Below are 18,551 nucleotides of genomic sequence, written 5' to 3' on the forward strand. Positions count from 1 at the left end.
ATAAGCTCAAACAAAGTTATGAGAACACAGTGGCTCTCGCTTGTGCCTATATCTGACTGAAATTATGAATGTTCAACACGCCCTAATATGTACAAATAAACATCTAAAGGATTACAAAATGAGTCACTTTATTATTAATGAAGGATTTGATTATTTTTTAGAAAAATTCGGTCAACCTGATTGGCAACAACCGGTTGATCAAGCTACCTTAAATTACTATCAGGGTAAATTACCTAATAGACTTCTATTCTATTGGCAGCAGTTTGGTTTTTGTCGCTTTAAACAAGGGCTGTTTTGGATGGTTAATCCTGCTGATTATGAAGATGAATTAGCTATCTGGCTAGATGAAGAAATCACGCGGAAAGATAACTATTATGTGATCGCTCGTAGTGGCTTTGGCAAGCTCTACGTTTGGGGAGAAAAAACAGGTCATGCCTATACAATCACTCCGACTCGTGGTTGGGTATATCAAGAAGAAGGAGAAAAAAAAGATATTGCAGAAGGGTACGCAGATAAAAAGTTAGAGCTATTTTTTGGTTTTAGTAAGCTAGATCATACAGATATATATGACAACAACGACAAACCACTATTTGACCGTTGCGTGAAAAAGTTTGGAGCACTTGAATACGATGAAATGTTTGGCTTTGTCCCTGTCCTTGCGATTAGTGACAATGCTTCTATCAAAAATATAGATAAGATGAATATCTTTGTACATCTCAATCTTTTACCCGACTTGATTGAAATCCAATACATAGACTTTAAGAAGTTGGGACAAATGGCATTTGGCGTTGAAGATACTTCAACTTTGCCTGATTTAGATAATTTGAAATGATTCATAATGACATAAGCCACCTTCGGGTGGTTTAAACACAGTTATATTATCCTAGCAAGTCTTACTCATATCAATGGCGTACCTAGGAGACTCAGCCTTTTAAGGCTTATGGTAGACAAAGGTGGCGACGTGAATATTGATACAGGCAATGGCGGAATTTTAGAGAAGATTAAGAAATGTAAAGTAGAAGAAGCAGTACCTTAATAAATATAAGACACTGCTTTTTATCTAAAATACATCCATTCTTAAGCACTCATTATTTAACTATTATGCTTGGCTATCCAGTTTTGCATTTGCTCAATTTCAGGCTGCTGCGCGTCAATTATTTGTTGTGCCAATTGACGCATTTCTTCATTTTTGCCATACTTTAACTGTATCTTTGCCATATCTACTGCGCCAATATGATGCGGCAACATACCGCGAGCAAATGCCATATCTGGGTTAGGGTCAGCGATACCTGCCATCATTTCACTATGCATCGTATCCATACCTTTAGCATAAGCTGTCTGCATGGCTTCAGTATCAGACGTTGGCTCAGCAGCATCAGGATGGTTGGCAAGCCAGTTCTGCATTTGCTCAATTTCAGCTTTCTGAGCGTCAATAATCTCTTGTGCCAACTGACGCATTTCTGCATCCTTACCATACTTTAGCTGAATCTCTGCCATATCAACAGCACCTATATGATGACCGAGCATTCCTTGGGCAAAGGCAGCATCGGGATCGTTGTATGCCATGCCTGCCATCATCTCATCATGCATCTTAGTCATAGAGTCATTATACTCTCCATGCATGCCCGTCATCGCATCGCCTGACATATCATGACCTGCATGAGCATCCATCGCGCTAGTGTCTGTTGTAGCATTATTAACGGGAGCCGCCTCGTCTTTGACAGTAGCCTCTGTTACGTCATTCGTCGGCTGACAAGCGCCAAGCATCATCATGGCACTGACACTAACTGCAAGCATGGCAAGACGTGAGTTTCTTATCATTTTCATAGTAGATCCTTAATTACGATCGTTTGGTAGTTATGGTTCATATAAAAACTGGCAAATCAGCTAAGATCCACCAGTTGGAAAAATCATTTAATTTATGTACTAAGAGCAGTGTGTTTTAAGGCTATTTATTCTAATGCTTCGATCAGTGCCTGCATCTCTTTAATTTCACGTTTTTGTGCTTCGATGATGTCGTCAGCAAGTTGCTGTACTCTAGGGTCTTCTATATCGGCTCTTGAGCTGGTTAAGATCGCAATTGAATGATGCGGTATCATAGCCTGCATCCAATCCACTTGATCGACGGTTGCTTGAGATCTGACGCCCCAGATACCTACGGCAAACATCAGCACACTAAGACCATAAATCATTAAGTTGACCTTAGTTTTCTTGTACATATTGCTCATAAAGGCGAGCATAATCACTGCCATGCCTGCGCCCATATATAGCGCCATATAGGCTCTGGTCTCACTAAAATAAATATGATCCCACTCATAAGTATTGAAGTACATCATGATATACATCACCACGGTAGACGTCAGAATCATGAGGGTGAACTTTACATAAGGGTTCATCTGTTTTTGCTCTGTATGATTCATCAGTCAGTCTCCATCAATGCTGCTATCAGTACTACAATGAGCAGCTGAAATTTAAAAAACTATCTAAAGTATTGTCTTATAGCTGCTGCTCTGCGGACTCAATCTCAGCGTATACTTGGTTTGTGCCATCTTTATTGATTTGCATAATTTGGTATGGCATAAACTTATCTTGATATTCCATACCAGGGCTACCGACGGGCATACCCGGTACCGCCAAACCAATGGCTTGCTTTGATGGATTTTGCAAAAACTCAGCCACATACTTGGCAGGAACATGACCTTCGATGACATAACCATCACTGGTAACGGCGGTATGGCAAGAACGCATCTCAGCAGGCACACCGTAACGCTCTTTAAATAATGACAAGTCTGCAACATCATGTGCAGTTGTCGTTAACCCATTATCTTCTGCGTGCCCTATCCATTCTTTACAACAGCCACAATTGGCATCTTTATAGACAGTGGCTGACACGTTCTTGAGCAGGTCTGGGTTGTTGGCTGGTGTCTCTGTCACTGTTTGCATACTCTGTATAGCGTTTGCCTCACCACTGCTGGCGTTAGCGGCATTGGCAGTAGAGAGACTAGCATTAGAAGCATTGCTGTCAGATTGCCCACACGCTGATAATATGGCAGCGGTTAATAAGACCGCTGTCCCTCGAACAAACTTAACGGTAAAAGGAATCATAGAGGCTTCTCATGGTGTTGAATATTAAAATTAGGATGTATTGATGCCAAACTAGCATAGCCACTCTGACAGTCAGATGACGCCAAGATGACAATTTTGTCATCTTCTAGACTGAGCATAGGTTTATTACCAGTATTCCTCTATGATTGATAACAATAGAGACATTTTATATTGATCTCATCCTAAATAATTGGCGCGAGTATGCTATGAAAGTATTGTTAGTCGAAGATGAGTTATCGCTTGGCGACTACATTAAAAAAGGTTTAAGTGAGGCAGGTTTTATCGTTGAGCATAAAACCACCGGTTTAGATGGTTATCATGCTCTGATGACTGAGGACTTCACTGTCGTGGTAATGGATGTGATGCTGCCTGATGTCAGTGGTTTTGAGCTGGTCAGTAACTATCGCGCGGCTGGTAATACCACCCCTGTATTATTTTTGACCGCAAAAGATGACCTTAGCGACCGCATAAAAGGCTTTGAGATTGGCGGTGACGATTATCTCACCAAGCCTTTTGCCTTCGCTGAGCTGCTGGTCAGAATCAAAAGCTTACTACGCCGTGCCAATCAAGCAGATTACGCCAGCACAGTGCTTCAAATGGCTGATTTAAAACTGGATATCGCTAAACGTAGCGTGCATCGAGATAAAGGTTCTATCAAATTGACGGCCAAAGAATTTGCGCTATTGCAGTTTTTACTTGAGCATCAAGGCGAAGTATTGCCCCGCTCTGTCATCGCTTCACAAGTATGGGACATGAATTTTGATAGCGATACCAATGTGATTGATGTGGCAATAAGACGCTTACGAAGTAAAATCGACGATGGCTTTGAAAATAAGCTCATTCATACCGTACGCGGTATGGGCTATAAACTAGAAGCGGACAATAGCGCCGTTACAGTCAATAATGACACCAACACTGATGTGAATAATGAGGCTAATACAGTTTCTAAACTCAATCACGTTGAAGTGAAATAGCATGGCATATAAATCGGAGCATCGACGCCTATCATTACTGTGGCGCACGACCCTAGTATTAACGGTATGCGTGCTGATATCTCAAGCTTTTTTGTACATATGGATACAGCGTTCGGTCAATGATCATTTTGAACAAATGGACTCAGAGATCCTGACTCACGCTGCGTTTAATTTACGACAGTACATGACAGAGGTGACATCGGATGATCAGCGCTCTGACAACCTTGCCGACCCTGCTCATCTCGCCAATACAGCATCATCCGTGGTAGATATCTTTCGACCAGACTATGAAGTCAAAACAATTATCACTGACCATAATGGACAAGTCATCAATAGTCAGCCAAAGGATTTTATTGATAAACTCAATGACTCCCAATTGGTCGAAAAACTATGGCAGCAGCACCGCGATCAACCCTTTGACTTGCAGCTTAATCATCGTCATTATCGCGCGCTGGTCATTGAGCACTATAATCGCTTGGCATTAATCGCGCTACCGATTGATGTGCATCATCAATACCTTGCCCAGTTTAATCACCATCTTATTCTGATACTTATTGCGATTACTTTTATCTTGGTATCAGTGGCGGCTTTTAGCGTCTATTTAGGGTTCGCTCCCTTAGCGACCATCAGTCAAAAAATGGCACGTATCAACGCCGAGCAGTTAGACGATAGAATCATCGTCTCTGAAATGCCAAGCGAGCTGCGACCCTTGGCTGACGCTTATAATGCCATGATGGATAAACTCGAACACAACTTTGCCTCATTATCACAGTTTTCAGATGACATTGCTCACGAACTGCGCACACCACTGGCAACGTTAAGCACCCAAACTCAAGTGATGCTCAGTAAACCTAGAGACCATCAAGAATATGTTGAGCAGCTACATCATCAACACGACACGCTCAAGCAACTATCCCTGCTAATTAACAATATGCTATTGCTGGCAAAAACTCAAAAAGGTCTCTACGACTCACAACGTCATCTTGTCGATACCAACTCACTGATAATTAAGCTCATCGATTATTTTGAACTGATAGCCGAAGAGCGCGGTATCTCTTTTGAGAAAAAAGGGGCATTTGATGTGGTATTAGGGGATGAGAGCTTGTTACAAAGGCTGTTTGCCAACTTGATATCCAATGCGGTTTACTACGCCGCCAGCGACAGTATCATTACTATTACCGCCGTTTCTAAGACTGCTAGCCTCATAAAACATAACGCTCACGCCCTTAGAGAAACGGCTCAGCAGCCCTCGCTAAACATCACCATCACTAATCGCTTGCAGACGCCTCTAACTCAGGCGGAAGCAGATAGACTGTTTGAACGCTTTTATCGTCATGACAAATCCAATAATCAGCACTCGGGCACAGGACTAGGATTGGCCATCGTACAAGCAATCGTCAATGCCCATAACGGCAAAGTCAGTATTACCATTAAGGATGAGTATTACTTTCAAGTTAACGTACAGTTATTAAAAGAATCATAGGGCGGGTTTGATCGAGAATTGGTCACCTTTTGGTCACCGAGCAGGTGGTCAGCAAGGAGGTGATCAGCGATTTTCAAAAGATAGAATGTATGCAACCAAACTTATAGAGAATACTTTATCTAAGATAGACTAGTCCCTAAGAGTTGATAAGGGAAAAAAAGCCAACCTTTATAGATAAAGGCCGTAAGAAGAATTTTAGACACAAAAAAACCCCAAACAAAATTATGTTTGAGGCGAAACTTGCTTAAACTCGAGAGTTTAAATTTGTTTTAGCTTTTTACTAAATATGGCGCAGCGGACGGGACTCGAACCCGCGACCCCCGGCGTGACAGGCCGGTATTCTAACCAACTGAACTACCGCTGCTTAGGTCGTCTTAGCATCTTCTCTTATTACAGAGACACTCGCTAAAAAGAGTGGTGGGTGATGACGGATTCGAACCGCCGACATTCTGCGTGTAAGGCAGACGCTCTACCAACTGAGCTAATCACCCTGAGAAGCGTTAAAAAATTGCACTGCAATTTTAACTTCGCAAGTTAAAATTCCTTAAAGGGAATTTTATAGAAAGTTTAATCTTTAAAGTTGTCACGCTCTAAGTCAGTAAAAATTCTAACAACATTGAACTTAATTAAGTCCCCTTGCTGTGGGTGTGTATTATATAGATTTACACATGGCTGTCAAACAGTATTTTCAGTTTTTTAACCTATTTTATAGGTTTTTATTTATTAATCTGACAAGCCTATGTTTTCATTGGATTTATATTTTTATAAAAAACCAATAAATTTTCAAGCATGACCCTATTTACTGGCTAATGCTTGTTCGATATCCATTTTTATGGCATCTGGTTTGGTGGTTGGCGCGTAGCGGTCAATGACCTGTCCCTCTTTACCAATTAAAAACTTAGTAAAATTCCATTTGATACCGTCTGTCAATACACCACCCTTTTGCTCTTTGAGCCAATCAAAAATAGGATCAGCGTCTTTGCCATTGACATCAACTTTCGCCATCATTGGGAAACTGACACCATAGTTCTTCTGACAAAATGCGCCAATCTCCTCATTACTGTCTGGATCTTGCCCGCCAAATTGATTACAGGGGAAACCAATAACGACCAATCCTTGATCTTTATATTGCTGATATATTGCCTCTAGGCCTTCAAATTGCGGTGTAAACCCACATTTGCTGGCGGTATTGACGATTAATAACACCTTACCTTGATAATCAGCAAAGGCTTGTACAGTTCCGTCCATGTGCTCAGCAGTAAAATCGTAAATCGTGCTCATCATTTATCCTTAAGTCGATTAAGTTATTATTTTGATATTCTTTTAAGCCGTGCTCATTTTTCAATAACAGTGAAAACATTAATAATGCTAATCACTGGCAAGGCAGCATCTCGCGCTTCCCTGCCATGACTCTAAAATACTCTAAGCAATTTTTTTAACAATTACTTTTCAGATTTATCTAAATCAATAGACACAGAATTGATGCAATAGCGCATGCCTGTCGTCTCGCTTGGGCCGTCAGGGAAGACATGACCTAAATGTGCGCCGCAGTTACTACAGGTCACTTCTGTCCGCGTCATGCCAAGCGAATTATCTACATGCTCCTCTATAGCGCTGTTATCAACTCCTTGGTCAAAACTTGGCCAACCACAGCTGGCATCAAATTTATTGCTTGAGTCAAATAAGCTCGCACCGCAGCCTTTGCAGCGATAAATACCGTCATCAGTCGCATCGTTATAGACGCCCGTAAATGGGCGTTCTGTACCCTTTTCACGCATCACGTGATATTCATCAGCACTCAAACGCTCTTTCCAATCAGCTTCTGTTAATTGGCTGATCTCTTCTTGGCTAAGTTGATTGTCTTGCATAATGTATCCTTAATTTGGGTATGTATTATCTCGTCCATTAGCATTAGCTTTTATCTGCTATTAACTAACACTTTATCGCCATATTTTTATAAAAACGATGGGCCTTATCTATTGTTTATCTATTCAATATTCAAGGCATACATTACAAGAAAACTATCATAAACAAGTGATAGCGTAAGGTATTGAAAAAGCTATGATAAATAAAATACAGCAAATTTTCTTAACATATCAATGAATATAGATGTAGCCACGACAATGATTCTCAGAAAGAAGTTTGATATCTAGGGCGTGTCCTCAATTCAATCGATTATCTTCTAAATGGGCTAAAAATGGCTAAATTTTGCCAAACATCGTCAAATAGCTTATCAATATCTCGATATTATTTGCGCTACTTTCCTTGTTTAACGACAATTTATCTCAGTTTTATTACCATTTTTAAAATAAGGACACGGCCTAGTAGAGCAGCAATGAGGCAGCGATAATACTGCTAATGCAAGTTATTCTTGCATTAGCAAATATACCACCCTTAAAAACAGCTTGCATTGATACTGATAATGCAATAATATCTTGCATTAAGGCTTAATTAAAACAAATGCCTGCTTTCCTTCTCTCGATTACCAACTACTGAATAAAGGTTTGAATGACTATGGCTGATGACAAGAATAAAGGCTCACAAGCCGAAAGACTGGTACAGCTACGTCGTGATAAAGGGCTGACTGCTGAACAATTAGCGCAAGCCATGACCGCAGCAGGCGCAAAAGTCAGTCGCGGGGCTATCTCAAATTGGGAGCGTGGCACCAACGGTATTGTGTCATCTAAGCTGCCAACCCTCGCACACATTTTAGGCTGCAGCGAAGGCTATCTGTTACGCGGTGAACTAAAAAACGACAGTAATAATAATAAAGAGGTGAGTAAGAGCGCTCATTCTCATAATAAGAATAGTCAAAATACGTCATCTGCTCAAACTGACAAGATACATGACTCCCAAGCCAATCAAACGACTACAACTCCTACTATAGATACAAACTCACAAAATAACCCTATGAGTGGTCACACTATGAACACAATAAAAAAATCGGATAAATTACAAAATGTTTGCTATGACATTCGCGGTCCGCTACTACAAACAGCCAATAAGATGGAAGCAGAAGGCAAACGTATATTAAAGCTGAACGTCGGTAACCCAGCCCCCTTTGGTTTAGAAGCCCCGCATGAGATTTTGCGCGATGTGGCGATGAACCTACCAGACGCGACCGGTTATTCCGACTCGCAAGGGATTTTTTCAGCGCGCAAAGCCGTCTTACAGTACTATCAATCAAAGGGGTTGCTATCGGCAGTTGATGTCCGTGATGTCTATTTGGGCAACGGAGTTTCTGAGCTGATTGTAATGACCATGCAGGCTTTGATGAATGATGGTGACGAAGTGCTTATCCCAATGCCAGACTACCCGCTTTGGACGGCAGCGGCGAACCTAGCTGGCGGCACAGCGGTACATTATCGCTGTAATGAAGACGACAATTGGCATCCTGATATCGAAGACATTAAATCTAAAATCACCTCTAAAACCAAAGGTATCGTAGTGATTAACCCTAATAATCCAACGGGTTCACTTTATAGTGATGAATTGCTGAAACAAATTATTGAGGTCGCTAAAGCGCATGATTTAATCATCATGGCCGATGAAATTTATGATCGTATTCTTTATGATGATATGGTACACACCCCAATGAGTACGTTGACTGATGATGTGCTGGTGCTCTCATACAATGGATTATCAAAATCGCATCGTATCGCGGGATTCCGGGCAGGTTGGATGATGGTGTCTGGCAAAAAACACCATGCCACTGACTTTATCGAAGGCTTGGACATGTTAGCGTCTATGCGCTTGTGTTCCAACGTCCAAGGTCAGTATGCCATTCAAACGGCGATGGGTGGCTATCAAAGCATGAAAGAGCTCACGTCAGAGCGTGGGCGCTTATATAAGCAGCGTGAAATGGCTGTGTCACGGCTTAATGCGATCAAAGGTATCTCTTGTACCATGCCACAAGGCGCGTTTTATTGCTTTCCAAAGATGGATCCTGATATTTACCCTATCGAAGATGATATGGCATTTATGATGGATTTGCTTGTTGAAGAAAATGTCTTAATGGTGCAAGGAACAGGCTTTAACTGGGATAAGCCCGATCATTTCCGCTTGGTATTTTTGCCAAACCTACATGATTTAGAAGATGCCATGGATCGCTTAGATCGCTTCTTTGCCAAAAAACGCAAACAATTTGGTACCGAATAGACCTTAATTTGACATAAAAAAACGCTTATCGGCATGATGCTGATAAGCGTTTTTTATTTGAAATGTGCTTATAAATAACGTTAAATAAGACTTAAACAAAAACTTTAATAAGCATACGTTTTAAAAAATATTGACCAAAATGATATAACTGATTGCAGACATTGCCGCTGCTGCAGGAAGAGTAATGATCCATGCCAAACCGATAGGTTTCATCAACGCCCAATTGGTGTCTCTATTGACAATACCGATACCCAGTACTGCACCGACCAAGGTATGTGTGCTTGAGACAGGCAGCCCCATAGTTGATGCGCCCATAACCACTGCAGCCGCAGCCAATTCAGCTGAAAAACCAGAAGCGGGATGCATTTTTGCCAAGTTGGTACCAACCGTTTGAATGACTTCTTTACCAATGAACCAAAGACCAACGATAAGCGCAACACCAAAGGTCAGCATAACCGCAGGCGGTACAGCAGCTTCAGTCGCAATGCTATTGGTACGGATAACATCCATAATCGCGGCAAAAGGACCGACTGCATTGGCAATATCGTTTGAGCCGTGGCTAAAGGCAAAAGCAGAGGCGGTAAAGACTTGCATCCAGCTAAACATAATAAACGTCGCTTTGGTCAAATCCTCTTTATGTTTACCGCGGATACTCTTGGTATAGATAAAGGTCGCAAGCCACACTAGCGCCGCGATCATACCCATGATTAAAAAGCCTTGCAGCGTCGTCATGCCATTATTGACATTCTTTAGACCTTTAAAGATGACCAAAGAGGCCATGACCGCGCCGCCTGCAGCCGCAATGATAGGAACCCATTGCTTCAACGCTTTTAGCGTATCAAGGTTGCTGCGTTCATTTTCAATCTCATAAAGCTGTTTATAATAATCAGTCTCTAAATCTTCAACATCGCAATCATCATCTTTGTAGATTTCTTGATCACGCAACATCGCTGACGTATAGGCAAGTTGTTCTGATTCTGTTAAACCGTCCAAAAATTCTTTGTGGTTTTGTTTTAAGGTTTTTTTGTCGCCTTTCAAAGTCGCAATGTGCGCCTCTGTTCTATCATTATATTCAATGATGTTTTTCTTAATCTGTCCATATAATACATAGGACAAAACGCCACCCAATAGCGGTGATAATACCCAAGAAATCGCGATGGTGCCAATCGTACTCCAATTCACCGTTGATAATGCCATTTCAGTACCACCTAACGTGATACCTAATACAACAGAGCTACCAACAACGCCGCCAATAATAGCGTGCGTGGTCGAAACGGGCAGACCCTTTTTGGTGGCAAATAACAGCCAAAATGCGGCAGCGATGAGCGCTGACAGCATGACATAAATGAATTGGTTGGGCGTTACTGAAAGACCATCTAAATCGACAATGCCGCTTCGAATGGTATCGGTGACTTCACCACCTGCCAGTACGGCTCCGGACACTTCAAATATCGCTGCGATACCCAATGCTTGTGGAATGGTCAACGTCCCCGCACCTACTGAGGTACCAAAGGAGTTGGCGACATCGTTACCACCAATATTGAATGCCATAAAGACACCAAAAGCGGTGGCCACAATAAATAGCGTCGTCTGTTGACGCATCGTGTAATCTAGACCCCACCACAAAAAGTAGGCGGTCATCGCAATCAGTAAAATGGCAAAAAATAGATTTATTCTCATAGAACCGACTGATTTGACTGGCTCTGTAGAACTGTTGCTAATACCCATACGTTGATACGTCCTGCGTAAGCTGATTGAAATTATAGGCGGTTGATGACATTGCGCGGCTATTAATAATGCTCATGATAGCTTCTGACATTAATATAACGTATATAAAACGCGCAATATGCTTGCTAAAAAACGGTTTTTCTTACTGCTATCTTGGCGCTCTACCCTAGCGCTTACCTTTTATTTACTCGTATTTTATTTTACGTAAAGGCAGTAAATAAGGTAAAACACATCACTCAATATGTCACAAAGCCGCAAGGAATATTGCCAAATCGTCTGATTACAGCAGCTTGCGGCTTAGAGATGTCGTAGTAATAATTTTGGTTCTAATAACTGCTATTGTAAGAACCTTTGCTAAACTTATTAACCAGAGTGATTAAAATGTCTGTGTCAAAGGGTAAAAACACGCTACTCACTCAGTGAGTTTCGTGCACAGCAGGAGCTATTACGCGCCTATTATATTAAATATAAGCGCATAATGCATGATGATATTGCAAGATTTGTAACTGCCAGCATATGTGTTAGAAAACATCCTGCTGTAACGCCGCATTATACTCTCTTTCCCTAAATTTATTTAACGTTAAATATATAATTATGGCGCTTTGTAAACAGCTACCTAATTGAATGACCAATCACATATCAGCTGCCACACACCGCTGATAGTTGCTTAATCGCATGATCTAAAACATCCAAACGTGCTTGACGCTTCTCATTGGCCGCGATGACGTACCACGGTGCGTACTCTGTATCGGTACGTGCCAGCATATCCGCCGCAGACTGCACATAATCCGACCATTTATCACGGTTACGCCAGTCATCGTCCGTCAGCTTAAACTGCTTGTGCGGTGTCTTTTGACGTGCCTCAAAACGTTTAAGCTGTTCTTTTTTATCGATAGCCAACCAGTATTTGATAACGATTGTCCCCGCCGCGGCTAAATTCGCCTCAAAACGATTGATTTCATCGTAAGCACGCTGCCATTCCTCATCAGTGGCAAACCCCTCAATGCGCTCAACCAAAACGCGCCCATACCAAGTCCGATCAAAAATGGCAATACGGCTAATACGGTCGGTTTGCTCGTTCGGAAGTTTGGTCCAAAAACGCCATAGATAAGGATGTTGCAGCTCATATAGCATTGGCGCACTGATATTATAAATTTGATACTCGCGTGGGTCGAGCGGCGCAACCAATCTTTTGATCGCGCCGCCTTTGCCAGCAGCGTCCATTCCTTCAAAGGCAAAAACGATATGACGCCCTTTGCGCGCACGCAGCAACTGAGCAAGGCGAACTTGTTTTTCTACCAACGCATCACGGTAGTCCGACTTATCAATCTCTGCCTCATTGATATCTTTTAAACATTTAGGGATTTTTACAGGTTCAAACTTTTCTGATTTGAGTGATTGCTGAGCTTGCTTCTTAGCCTTTGACTTATCAGAGGTTTGTACTGTATTTCTTTTACTACTCATTAGCGCGGTTTGCATCTCTTGTAGCACTTCATGGCAAAAATGGTCAGCCGCATCTGACTTGTCATCACCATCAATGATGATCCAATCATCTTGCTGGCGTAGCAGAACGGTAGCCACTTGATTAAAGGTTTCGATAACTTTTTTACTATTCCAGTCAATTTGGTATAAAAACTGCGGATCGGCTTCATCGTCATTCAGTCGCGCTTGCAACGTTTCGATATCGACATGGAACCAGCATTTAAGCAGTCGGGTTTGATTGGCAGCGAGGTCTTGTTCGAATGCTTGTAGCTTGATAAGCTGCTGCTGTAAATAGGCTTGCCATTGCGCAATAGGTAACGCTTTGTCGTTGTCAGACTTGTCATTGTCTGATGTTGCCATACGCATGACGTTATAAAGCAAGTCAGCATACCAGTTGCCAAAATAAACCATCACATCGCCATGACGGGGTAATGCCTTGGTATGTGCCTGCCAAATCGGCTGATACGCTAAGGGACAATCACCAACGGTTGCCTCAACTTTAAGTAGTCGAGGATCTACCCATTGGCGCAATTGCTTGACAGCAGTGCCCTTGCCTGCCTGCTCCATACCATTGACCAATACCAATAGCCCTGTTGGTTTATTGAGAGTTGGTGGCGTCTGTTGCCGCGTTGCTCGTAGAGCATATTGGGCGGTGACCAGTGACAATCTCAGTGCATCTTTGTCCATAGAAAACTGGCTCAGGGGATTGGGGGTTAAGCGTTCATCGATAATCTGCTCACTAAATTGTGCACTTAGCGCTTGTGGTGCGGTGGGTTCAGTCGTCTTATTATTTTTGCTCATAACTGTCATCATCCTATGATTGAAAGCGTGTTAGCGCCATCATAGCATTGCAGCAATTCGGTAAATAACGCTGCTATGTAACAGTTTGACATTTGTATTCTGCTTTATTTTCTTTTAAGGTGAACACAATCTCAGACACATGCTGTAATCACGCTCTATAAATACAAAAACCGAAAGTATAAAACATGGTTTATCCTGAGCTTTTTATTTGCAACCTTTTAACCCTCTTTACTTTTATGCAGGTTTACTGACCATGGCCTCTTTAGCCGATTTACAACAACATTTGAACCGTTTTTGGGCACTGCCTTATCATGAAGATTTGGCATTAAACGATAAACTTAGCGAGGTGCAAGCTTGGCAACGAGATCGTATTCAGAACACTCACAAAGACTTGTTTGAGCAACCTCAAAATCAGCTGATGGCAGATTATTTTTTGACACAGTTGTATGGCGGCGATGAGTTTAAATTGTTGGCCAAACAGTTAGAACGCATTGTACCTAAAGCGCAAAAAGTTGAACGTTTTGCGCCAGCAGCGGCTTTAGAAACCGGCAGCATGGCGATACAAGCAGCTATCTTGGCGATAGAGCTGGATTTACATTTAGCAGAATGGCTATTGGCTCAAGATTTAGCCGTTAACGAAGACAACATGCTGAACGCCTATCGTGCGGTCAATGAAGCCGACACCAGACGTATCCAAATCGGTCATTTAAAAGAGGTGTGCTATCGTACCGATAAATATATAAACTCTTTTATGTTGCAAAAAGCCTTTGCCTTGGCTAAAGGCACCGCCTACCGTTACAACTATCAGCCTTTGTATGAATTTATCGATTCAGGCTTTAAAGCGATGAAACCACTAAAAAGTGTCAGCGGCTTTATTGAACCGTTTTGTGAGCGTGAGCTTGAGATTATTGACCGTGTTCATGAGACGGATAATGGCGGTAAGCCAATGACGTTTGGTGTATGATAGACGCATCATTTGCTTGGTTAGCTGCTATTTTATACCTTGCAAACCAATAATCATAAAAGTGAATAACAGGATAATGCTATGACCGATAACACCAATAACAACACCGCTCACTCTGACCAAAAGCCAGCGCTCAACACCACAACTAATGGTCACCTGCAAGATAAATTGGTCAGAGATAGCATCACCCACAATCAAAATATTACGTCACAAGTACAAGCACGTCGAAGCTATGAAACTAATACTACGCTTAATACAGGTATTGATGCTGGCGTCGAAAACAGCAAGAGAAATGACTTTACACAAGTCCAAGACCTACCAACGGGAACGCCACAAGGCCAACAAACCACTATGCCAAATAATACTACCAGCAACAACGCCAATAACAACACTGTAGACAATGCATCTGCACAAATACAAACCGCCAAACAAACACTTTTTAATCAGCGTGATGACATCAATAACCCACATACGCCTGATACCGATGGTAATGAAGAAACGCATTTTGGCTACAAGACTGTCAACAAGGCTGAAAAGCAAGCGCGCGTTGCGGACGTATTTACCTCAGTTGCCAAAAAATACGACATCATGAACGACTTAATGTCATTTGGTATTCATCGCCTATGGAAGCGTTATGCCATTAGCTTATCAGGCGTGCGTGCGGGTCAGCATGTACTTGATATCGCTGGCGGTACGGGTGATTTAGCCAAAGTATTTAGTCGTGAAGTCGGTAGAAATGGCCATGTAGTGTTATCAGATATCAATGCCGCCATGCTAGAAGTCGGTCGTGAACGCTTAATCAATGCTGGCTGTAACAACGTCGATTTTGTACTTGCCAATGCAGAAACACTCGCGCCATTCGATGACAATAGCTTTGATTTGGTCACTATCAGCTTTGGTCTACGTAATGTCACGGACAAAGACGCAGCGCTCAAATCGATGTATCGCGTGCTTAAGCCAGGTGGACGTTTATTAATTTTGGAGTTCTCAAAACCTGTATTTGAGCCATTGTCTAAAGCCTATGATTTATACTCATTTACCGCCTTACCTATTATGGGCAAGCTGATTGCCAATGATTCTGAGAGCTATCAATACTTGGCCGAATCGATTCGTATGCATCCTGATCAACAGACGTTGAAACAAATGATGCAGCAAGCGGGCTTTGAAAATTGTGATTATCATAACTTGACGGCTGGTATTGTCGCTGTCCATCGCGGCTTTAAAGCGTAATATTAAGTTAAAAACCATCGTAATAGACATGCCATCACGTAAAGTGGTGGCAACTCACCTTTACAAATGATGCGCTCTTTTAAGGCGCTCAACTGACTATGCGAGAGCCTTATGCTGACTGTTCTACTTTTGGCGGGTGCCGAAAAGCTGATTAACCTTGCTATTGCGAGTGATGAAATTACCAAATCAGGATTGGCACCGCTTGCTGGCAAAGTGTTGCGACTCAATATGGCCATGCCTGAGATTCGTTTGGATATTTTATTCACTCATGAGCGTTTGCGTTTTGAGCCGGTGACAACAGACAGCGTGTTTGAGCAAAGTGGCGCGATGAACGAGCACCAACAGGCCAGTATGGAGCGCGCACGGATTGGTCATAGTCGCCCAGACTGTACCATTACTGTAGATAACCCAGCGCAACTGCTGAATCTGATGCGCGGTACCGAGGGCAACTTGCCTATCGCGGGTGATTACAAGGTGCTGATGCAGCTCAAACAACTGGTCGCAGGCTTTGATCCAGACGTCGCAGGACAGCTTGAGCCATTTATTGGTAAGCCGATGGCCAGTCAGTTACATCTACTTATATCACAGCTAAAAGGTAGCTGGCGTCATAGTGCTAAACGCGCTTTTGACGATGTCAGCGACTGGGCTAATGAGGTGGCAGGTAATAGTGCTCCTGATCCTACCGAGGCAGCAGAAGTAAACGATCTTAAGCAGCAACTGTTAAAGCTGCGGGCTGATGTCGAACGTGAAGAGGCCAAACTTGCTGCTATCAAAGATGAACAGGCACGTTTTCTCAATAACTCATTTCATCAATAACTGTTGTCGTCGATGATCGCTAAATCCTATTATCGATAGCGCTTTTTATAGATAAGTGCAATTTATAAATAAGTGCAATGCCCATCCTATTTTCGACTTTTTTTAGAGTACCCATACCTCATGCTATTATCTCATCGCGCCCGTTTACTTGAGCTTTGGCGTATCGCCGCAACTTATCGCATCGATACTCATCTTTCTATCGAAGACGCGCCACAGCTGCAACCTTTGGCGCGTTTGATTCGCCTACATCCAGCGGCGTGGGGTAAAAAACACCAACCCAATGCGATTAAATATGCGCTTGAAGACATGGGCACGCTGTTTTTAAAGCTTGGCCAACTGCTGTCAACGCGTCGCGATTTAGTGCCGCCTGAGATTATCGAGCAATTGGTTCAACTACAAGACAAAGTCAAACCTTTCAATTCTGATGTGGCCATTACCCAAATCCAAGACCCTAAACACGGTCTTGGTCAATCGATTGGCACCTTGTTCGCACGCTTTGATGTCAAACCTCTAGCGGCGGCTTCTATTGCCCAAGTACATACTGCTGCGCTGCATGATGGTCGTGAAGTGGTGGTAAAAGTGGTGCGTCCTGATATTCGTACCACCATCATTGCTGATTTTGAGCTACTACGCGAGCTGGCCGATTGGGCATCAGCGCGTATTGAAGCGGCACGTGCCATCCATATCGTCGATATTGTCGAAGACTATCGCCAAGTGATGTTAAACGAGCTGGATTTGACCTTAGAGGCAGACAATACCACTCAGATGCGCAACAACTTCTTGGGTTCCGCATTGATGTATGTACCAGAAGTCTATGATTCTGCCAAAAATGTGATGGTCATGGAGCGTATCCAAGGCGTTCCTATCTCGCAAGTTGCAGTGTTTGATAAGCTAGGTTATGACCGAGCAGCACTAGCAGAAAAAGGCTTAACGATATTTTTTACCCAAGTATTCCGCGATAACTTTTTTCATGCCGATATGCATCCGGGTAATGTCTTTGTAGAGACGCCGCCGGTTAAAACGCTCACTGCCGATATGGCAGCGGTTGACTTAGGGCACGAGCCGCGCTATATCGGGCTTGATTGCGCCATCATGGGTACGCTATCAAAAGACGATCAACTCATTGTGGCACGCATGCTATTGGCGGTGATGAATAACAACTTTACGGCGATGGTTGATATCGTCAGTAGAGCTGGCTGGATTCCACCAAATACAGACAAGCATGCACTGATGCGCGATATGAAACGCACGGTTGGTCCAATGCTACAAAAGTCTATTAATGATATCGACTTTGCCGGTGTCTTAATGCAAATTTTAGATATCGCCCGTCGTCACCATATGAGTATCCCGCCGCAACTCATGCTGCTATTGAAGACCTTGGTTCATGTCGAAGGACTCGGTCGCGACTTGTATCCTGACCTTGATATCTGGTCACTTGCCAAGCCGATCTTAAGCAGTTGGATTAAAGAGCAGCTCGATCCGATGCGTAATTTGCAACACTTGCGTCAGCAGTTACCAGAGATTTTATTATCGACCACTGATATTCCAAAGCTACTGGATCAAGGCTTACAAAGCCTTGCTTCCCAAGGATCACGCCAAGACAGTCAACTGCGAGAAATACAACAAATTCGTGCGGATATGCTTAATGATCGCCGCCGAGATTGGTTAGCACTGTCAGGTTTTGCCATTTTCATTGCCATTGCAACACAGGTTGTTGGCTGGCTCTCGCCTATCTTTTATATATTGGCTATTTTGGTTGTCGTTTGGCGTATTTTAGCCTAACGCTCTGTTATTTTTAATAAAAATAAGT

The 18,551-nt window shown here is 42.7% G+C and carries 15 protein-coding genes and 2 tRNA genes; 8 read left to right on the forward strand and 9 right to left on the reverse strand.

Annotated elements, in window-relative coordinates; all coding sequences use genetic code 11:
- Window positions 1-118: 118 nt before the first annotated feature.
- Window positions 119-832: a GAD-like domain-containing protein gene (locus tag JFC08_RS00005; RefSeq protein ID WP_198329241.1), complete on the forward strand. Its 714-nt coding sequence runs from the start codon at window positions 119-121 to the stop codon at window positions 830-832.
- Between the two features lie 260 nt (window positions 833-1,092).
- Here JFC08_RS00005 and copM read toward each other — a convergent pair whose 3' ends face one another.
- The 3 genes from copM to JFC08_RS00020 form a co-directional block, all read right to left on the reverse strand.
- Entirely contained in the window at window positions 1,093-1,827 is a 735-nt protein-coding gene (gene copM / locus JFC08_RS00010; RefSeq protein ID WP_227697560.1) for a CopM family metallochaperone, read from the reverse strand.
- A gap of 125 nt (window positions 1,828-1,952) precedes the next feature.
- A complete protein-coding gene (locus JFC08_RS00015) occupies window positions 1,953-2,420 on the reverse strand; it encodes a DUF305 domain-containing protein (protein WP_227676449.1) in 468 nt (155 codons plus the stop codon).
- A 76-nt stretch (window positions 2,421-2,496) separates the two neighbouring features.
- A complete protein-coding gene (locus JFC08_RS00020) occupies window positions 2,497-3,105 on the reverse strand; it encodes a DUF411 domain-containing protein (RefSeq protein WP_198329242.1) in 609 nt (202 codons plus the stop codon).
- A gap of 206 nt (window positions 3,106-3,311) precedes the next feature.
- Here JFC08_RS00020 and JFC08_RS00025 point away from each other — a divergent pair, with 206 nt between their 5' ends.
- Together JFC08_RS00025 and JFC08_RS00030 are read left to right on the forward strand one after the other, a co-directional pair.
- Window positions 3,312-4,079 (forward strand): heavy metal response regulator transcription factor, encoded by a 768-nt coding sequence (locus JFC08_RS00025; protein WP_198329243.1) that lies wholly within the window; start codon window positions 3,312-3,314, stop codon window positions 4,077-4,079.
- 1 nt (window position 4,080) lies between these two features.
- Window positions 4,081-5,562 (forward strand): ATP-binding protein, encoded by a 1,482-nt coding sequence (locus JFC08_RS00030; RefSeq protein WP_198329244.1) that lies wholly within the window; start codon window positions 4,081-4,083, stop codon window positions 5,560-5,562.
- A 287-nt stretch (window positions 5,563-5,849) separates the two neighbouring features.
- Here JFC08_RS00030 and JFC08_RS00035 read toward each other — a convergent pair.
- The 4 genes from JFC08_RS00035 to msrB all read right to left on the reverse strand — a co-directional run bounded on the left by JFC08_RS00035 (window position 5,850) and on the right by msrB (window position 7,430).
- Window positions 5,850-5,926, reverse strand: a tRNA-Asp gene (locus tag JFC08_RS00035).
- 51 nt (window positions 5,927-5,977) lie between these two features.
- Window positions 5,978-6,053: transfer RNA gene (locus tag JFC08_RS00040), tRNA-Val, on the reverse strand.
- A gap of 304 nt (window positions 6,054-6,357) precedes the next feature.
- Window positions 6,358-6,843, reverse strand: a complete 486-nt coding sequence (locus JFC08_RS00045; protein WP_198329245.1) for a glutathione peroxidase — start codon at window positions 6,841-6,843, stop codon at window positions 6,358-6,360.
- A 161-nt stretch (window positions 6,844-7,004) separates the two neighbouring features.
- Entirely contained in the window at window positions 7,005-7,430 is a 426-nt protein-coding gene (gene msrB / locus JFC08_RS00050; protein WP_045448234.1) for a peptide-methionine (R)-S-oxide reductase MsrB, read from the reverse strand.
- Between the two features lie 646 nt (window positions 7,431-8,076).
- Between msrB and JFC08_RS00055 the strand changes: the two genes are divergently transcribed.
- Window positions 8,077-9,720, forward strand: a complete 1,644-nt coding sequence (locus tag JFC08_RS00055) for an aminotransferase class I/II-fold pyridoxal phosphate-dependent enzyme (protein WP_420825195.1) — start codon at window positions 8,077-8,079, stop codon at window positions 9,718-9,720.
- A 120-nt stretch (window positions 9,721-9,840) separates the two neighbouring features.
- Here JFC08_RS00055 and JFC08_RS00060 read toward each other — a convergent pair whose 3' ends face one another.
- Both JFC08_RS00060 and JFC08_RS00065 read right to left on the reverse strand, forming a co-directional pair.
- Window positions 9,841-11,448, reverse strand: a complete 1,608-nt coding sequence (locus tag JFC08_RS00060) for an inorganic phosphate transporter (protein WP_198329247.1) — start codon at window positions 11,446-11,448, stop codon at window positions 9,841-9,843.
- A gap of 639 nt (window positions 11,449-12,087) precedes the next feature.
- Window positions 12,088-13,731: an ATPase gene (locus JFC08_RS00065; protein WP_198329248.1), complete on the reverse strand. Its 1,644-nt coding sequence runs from the start codon at window positions 13,729-13,731 to the stop codon at window positions 12,088-12,090.
- Window positions 13,732-13,984: 253 nt separating this feature from the next.
- Here JFC08_RS00065 and JFC08_RS00070 point away from each other — a divergent pair, with 253 nt between their 5' ends.
- The 4 genes from JFC08_RS00070 (at window position 13,985) to JFC08_RS00085 (ending at window position 18,523) form a co-directional block, all read left to right on the forward strand.
- The gene (locus JFC08_RS00070) at window positions 13,985-14,695 is read left to right on the forward strand and encodes an FFLEELY motif protein (RefSeq protein ID WP_198329249.1); all 711 of its coding nucleotides are present in this window, start codon (window positions 13,985-13,987) and stop codon (window positions 14,693-14,695) included.
- A gap of 81 nt (window positions 14,696-14,776) precedes the next feature.
- Complete coding sequence (ubiE, locus tag JFC08_RS00075; RefSeq protein ID WP_198329250.1) at window positions 14,777-15,925, forward strand: bifunctional demethylmenaquinone methyltransferase/2-methoxy-6-polyprenyl-1,4-benzoquinol methylase UbiE; 1,149 nt, start codon at window positions 14,777-14,779, stop codon at window positions 15,923-15,925.
- A gap of 111 nt (window positions 15,926-16,036) precedes the next feature.
- A complete protein-coding gene (locus tag JFC08_RS00080; protein ID WP_198329251.1) occupies window positions 16,037-16,741 on the forward strand; it encodes a ubiquinone biosynthesis accessory factor UbiJ in 705 nt (234 codons plus the stop codon).
- Window positions 16,742-16,861: 120 nt separating this feature from the next.
- On the forward strand, window positions 16,862-18,523 hold the full coding sequence (locus JFC08_RS00085; protein WP_198329252.1) for an ABC1 kinase family protein: 1,662 nt from the start codon (window positions 16,862-16,864) through the stop codon (window positions 18,521-18,523).
- Window positions 18,524-18,551 lie beyond the last annotated feature (28 nt).

Source organism: Psychrobacter cibarius, assembly GCF_016107535.1.
GTDB classification, from domain to species: domain Bacteria; phylum Pseudomonadota; class Gammaproteobacteria; order Pseudomonadales; family Moraxellaceae; genus Psychrobacter; species Psychrobacter cibarius.

What these genes read in the sequence shown, in the direction of transcription:
- JFC08_RS00055 (WP_420825195.1), top strand. Translation starts at nt 8,077, where the DNA reads ATGGCTGATGACAAGAATAAAGGCTCACAAGCCGAAAGACTGGTACAG.
- JFC08_RS00070 (WP_198329249.1), top strand. Translation starts at nt 13,985, where the DNA reads ATGGCCTCTTTAGCCGATTTACAACAACATTTGAACCGTTTTTGGGCA.
- copM (WP_227697560.1), bottom strand. Translation starts at nt 1,827, where the DNA reads ATGAAAATGATAAGAAACTCACGTCTTGCCATGCTTGCAGTTAGTGTC.
- JFC08_RS00015 (WP_227676449.1), bottom strand. Translation starts at nt 2,420, where the DNA reads ATGAATCATACAGAGCAAAAACAGATGAACCCTTATGTAAAGTTCACC.
- JFC08_RS00025 (WP_198329243.1), top strand. Translation starts at nt 3,312, where the DNA reads ATGAAAGTATTGTTAGTCGAAGATGAGTTATCGCTTGGCGACTACATT.
- ubiE (WP_198329250.1), top strand. Translation starts at nt 14,777, where the DNA reads ATGACCGATAACACCAATAACAACACCGCTCACTCTGACCAAAAGCCA.
- JFC08_RS00030 (WP_198329244.1), top strand. Translation starts at nt 4,081, where the DNA reads ATGGCATATAAATCGGAGCATCGACGCCTATCATTACTGTGGCGCACG.
- JFC08_RS00080 (WP_198329251.1), top strand. Translation starts at nt 16,037, where the DNA reads ATGCTGACTGTTCTACTTTTGGCGGGTGCCGAAAAGCTGATTAACCTT.
- JFC08_RS00045 (WP_198329245.1), bottom strand. Translation starts at nt 6,843, where the DNA reads ATGAGCACGATTTACGATTTTACTGCTGAGCACATGGACGGAACTGTA.
- JFC08_RS00060 (WP_198329247.1), bottom strand. Translation starts at nt 11,448, where the DNA reads ATGGGTATTAGCAACAGTTCTACAGAGCCAGTCAAATCAGTCGGTTCT.
- JFC08_RS00085 (WP_198329252.1), top strand. Translation starts at nt 16,862, where the DNA reads ATGCTATTATCTCATCGCGCCCGTTTACTTGAGCTTTGGCGTATCGCC.
- msrB (WP_045448234.1), bottom strand. Translation starts at nt 7,430, where the DNA reads ATGCAAGACAATCAACTTAGCCAAGAAGAGATCAGCCAATTAACAGAA.
- JFC08_RS00065 (WP_198329248.1), bottom strand. Translation starts at nt 13,731, where the DNA reads ATGAGCAAAAATAATAAGACGACTGAACCCACCGCACCACAAGCGCTA.
- JFC08_RS00020 (WP_198329242.1), bottom strand. Translation starts at nt 3,105, where the DNA reads ATGATTCCTTTTACCGTTAAGTTTGTTCGAGGGACAGCGGTCTTATTA.
- JFC08_RS00005 (WP_198329241.1), top strand. Translation starts at nt 119, where the DNA reads ATGAGTCACTTTATTATTAATGAAGGATTTGATTATTTTTTAGAAAAA.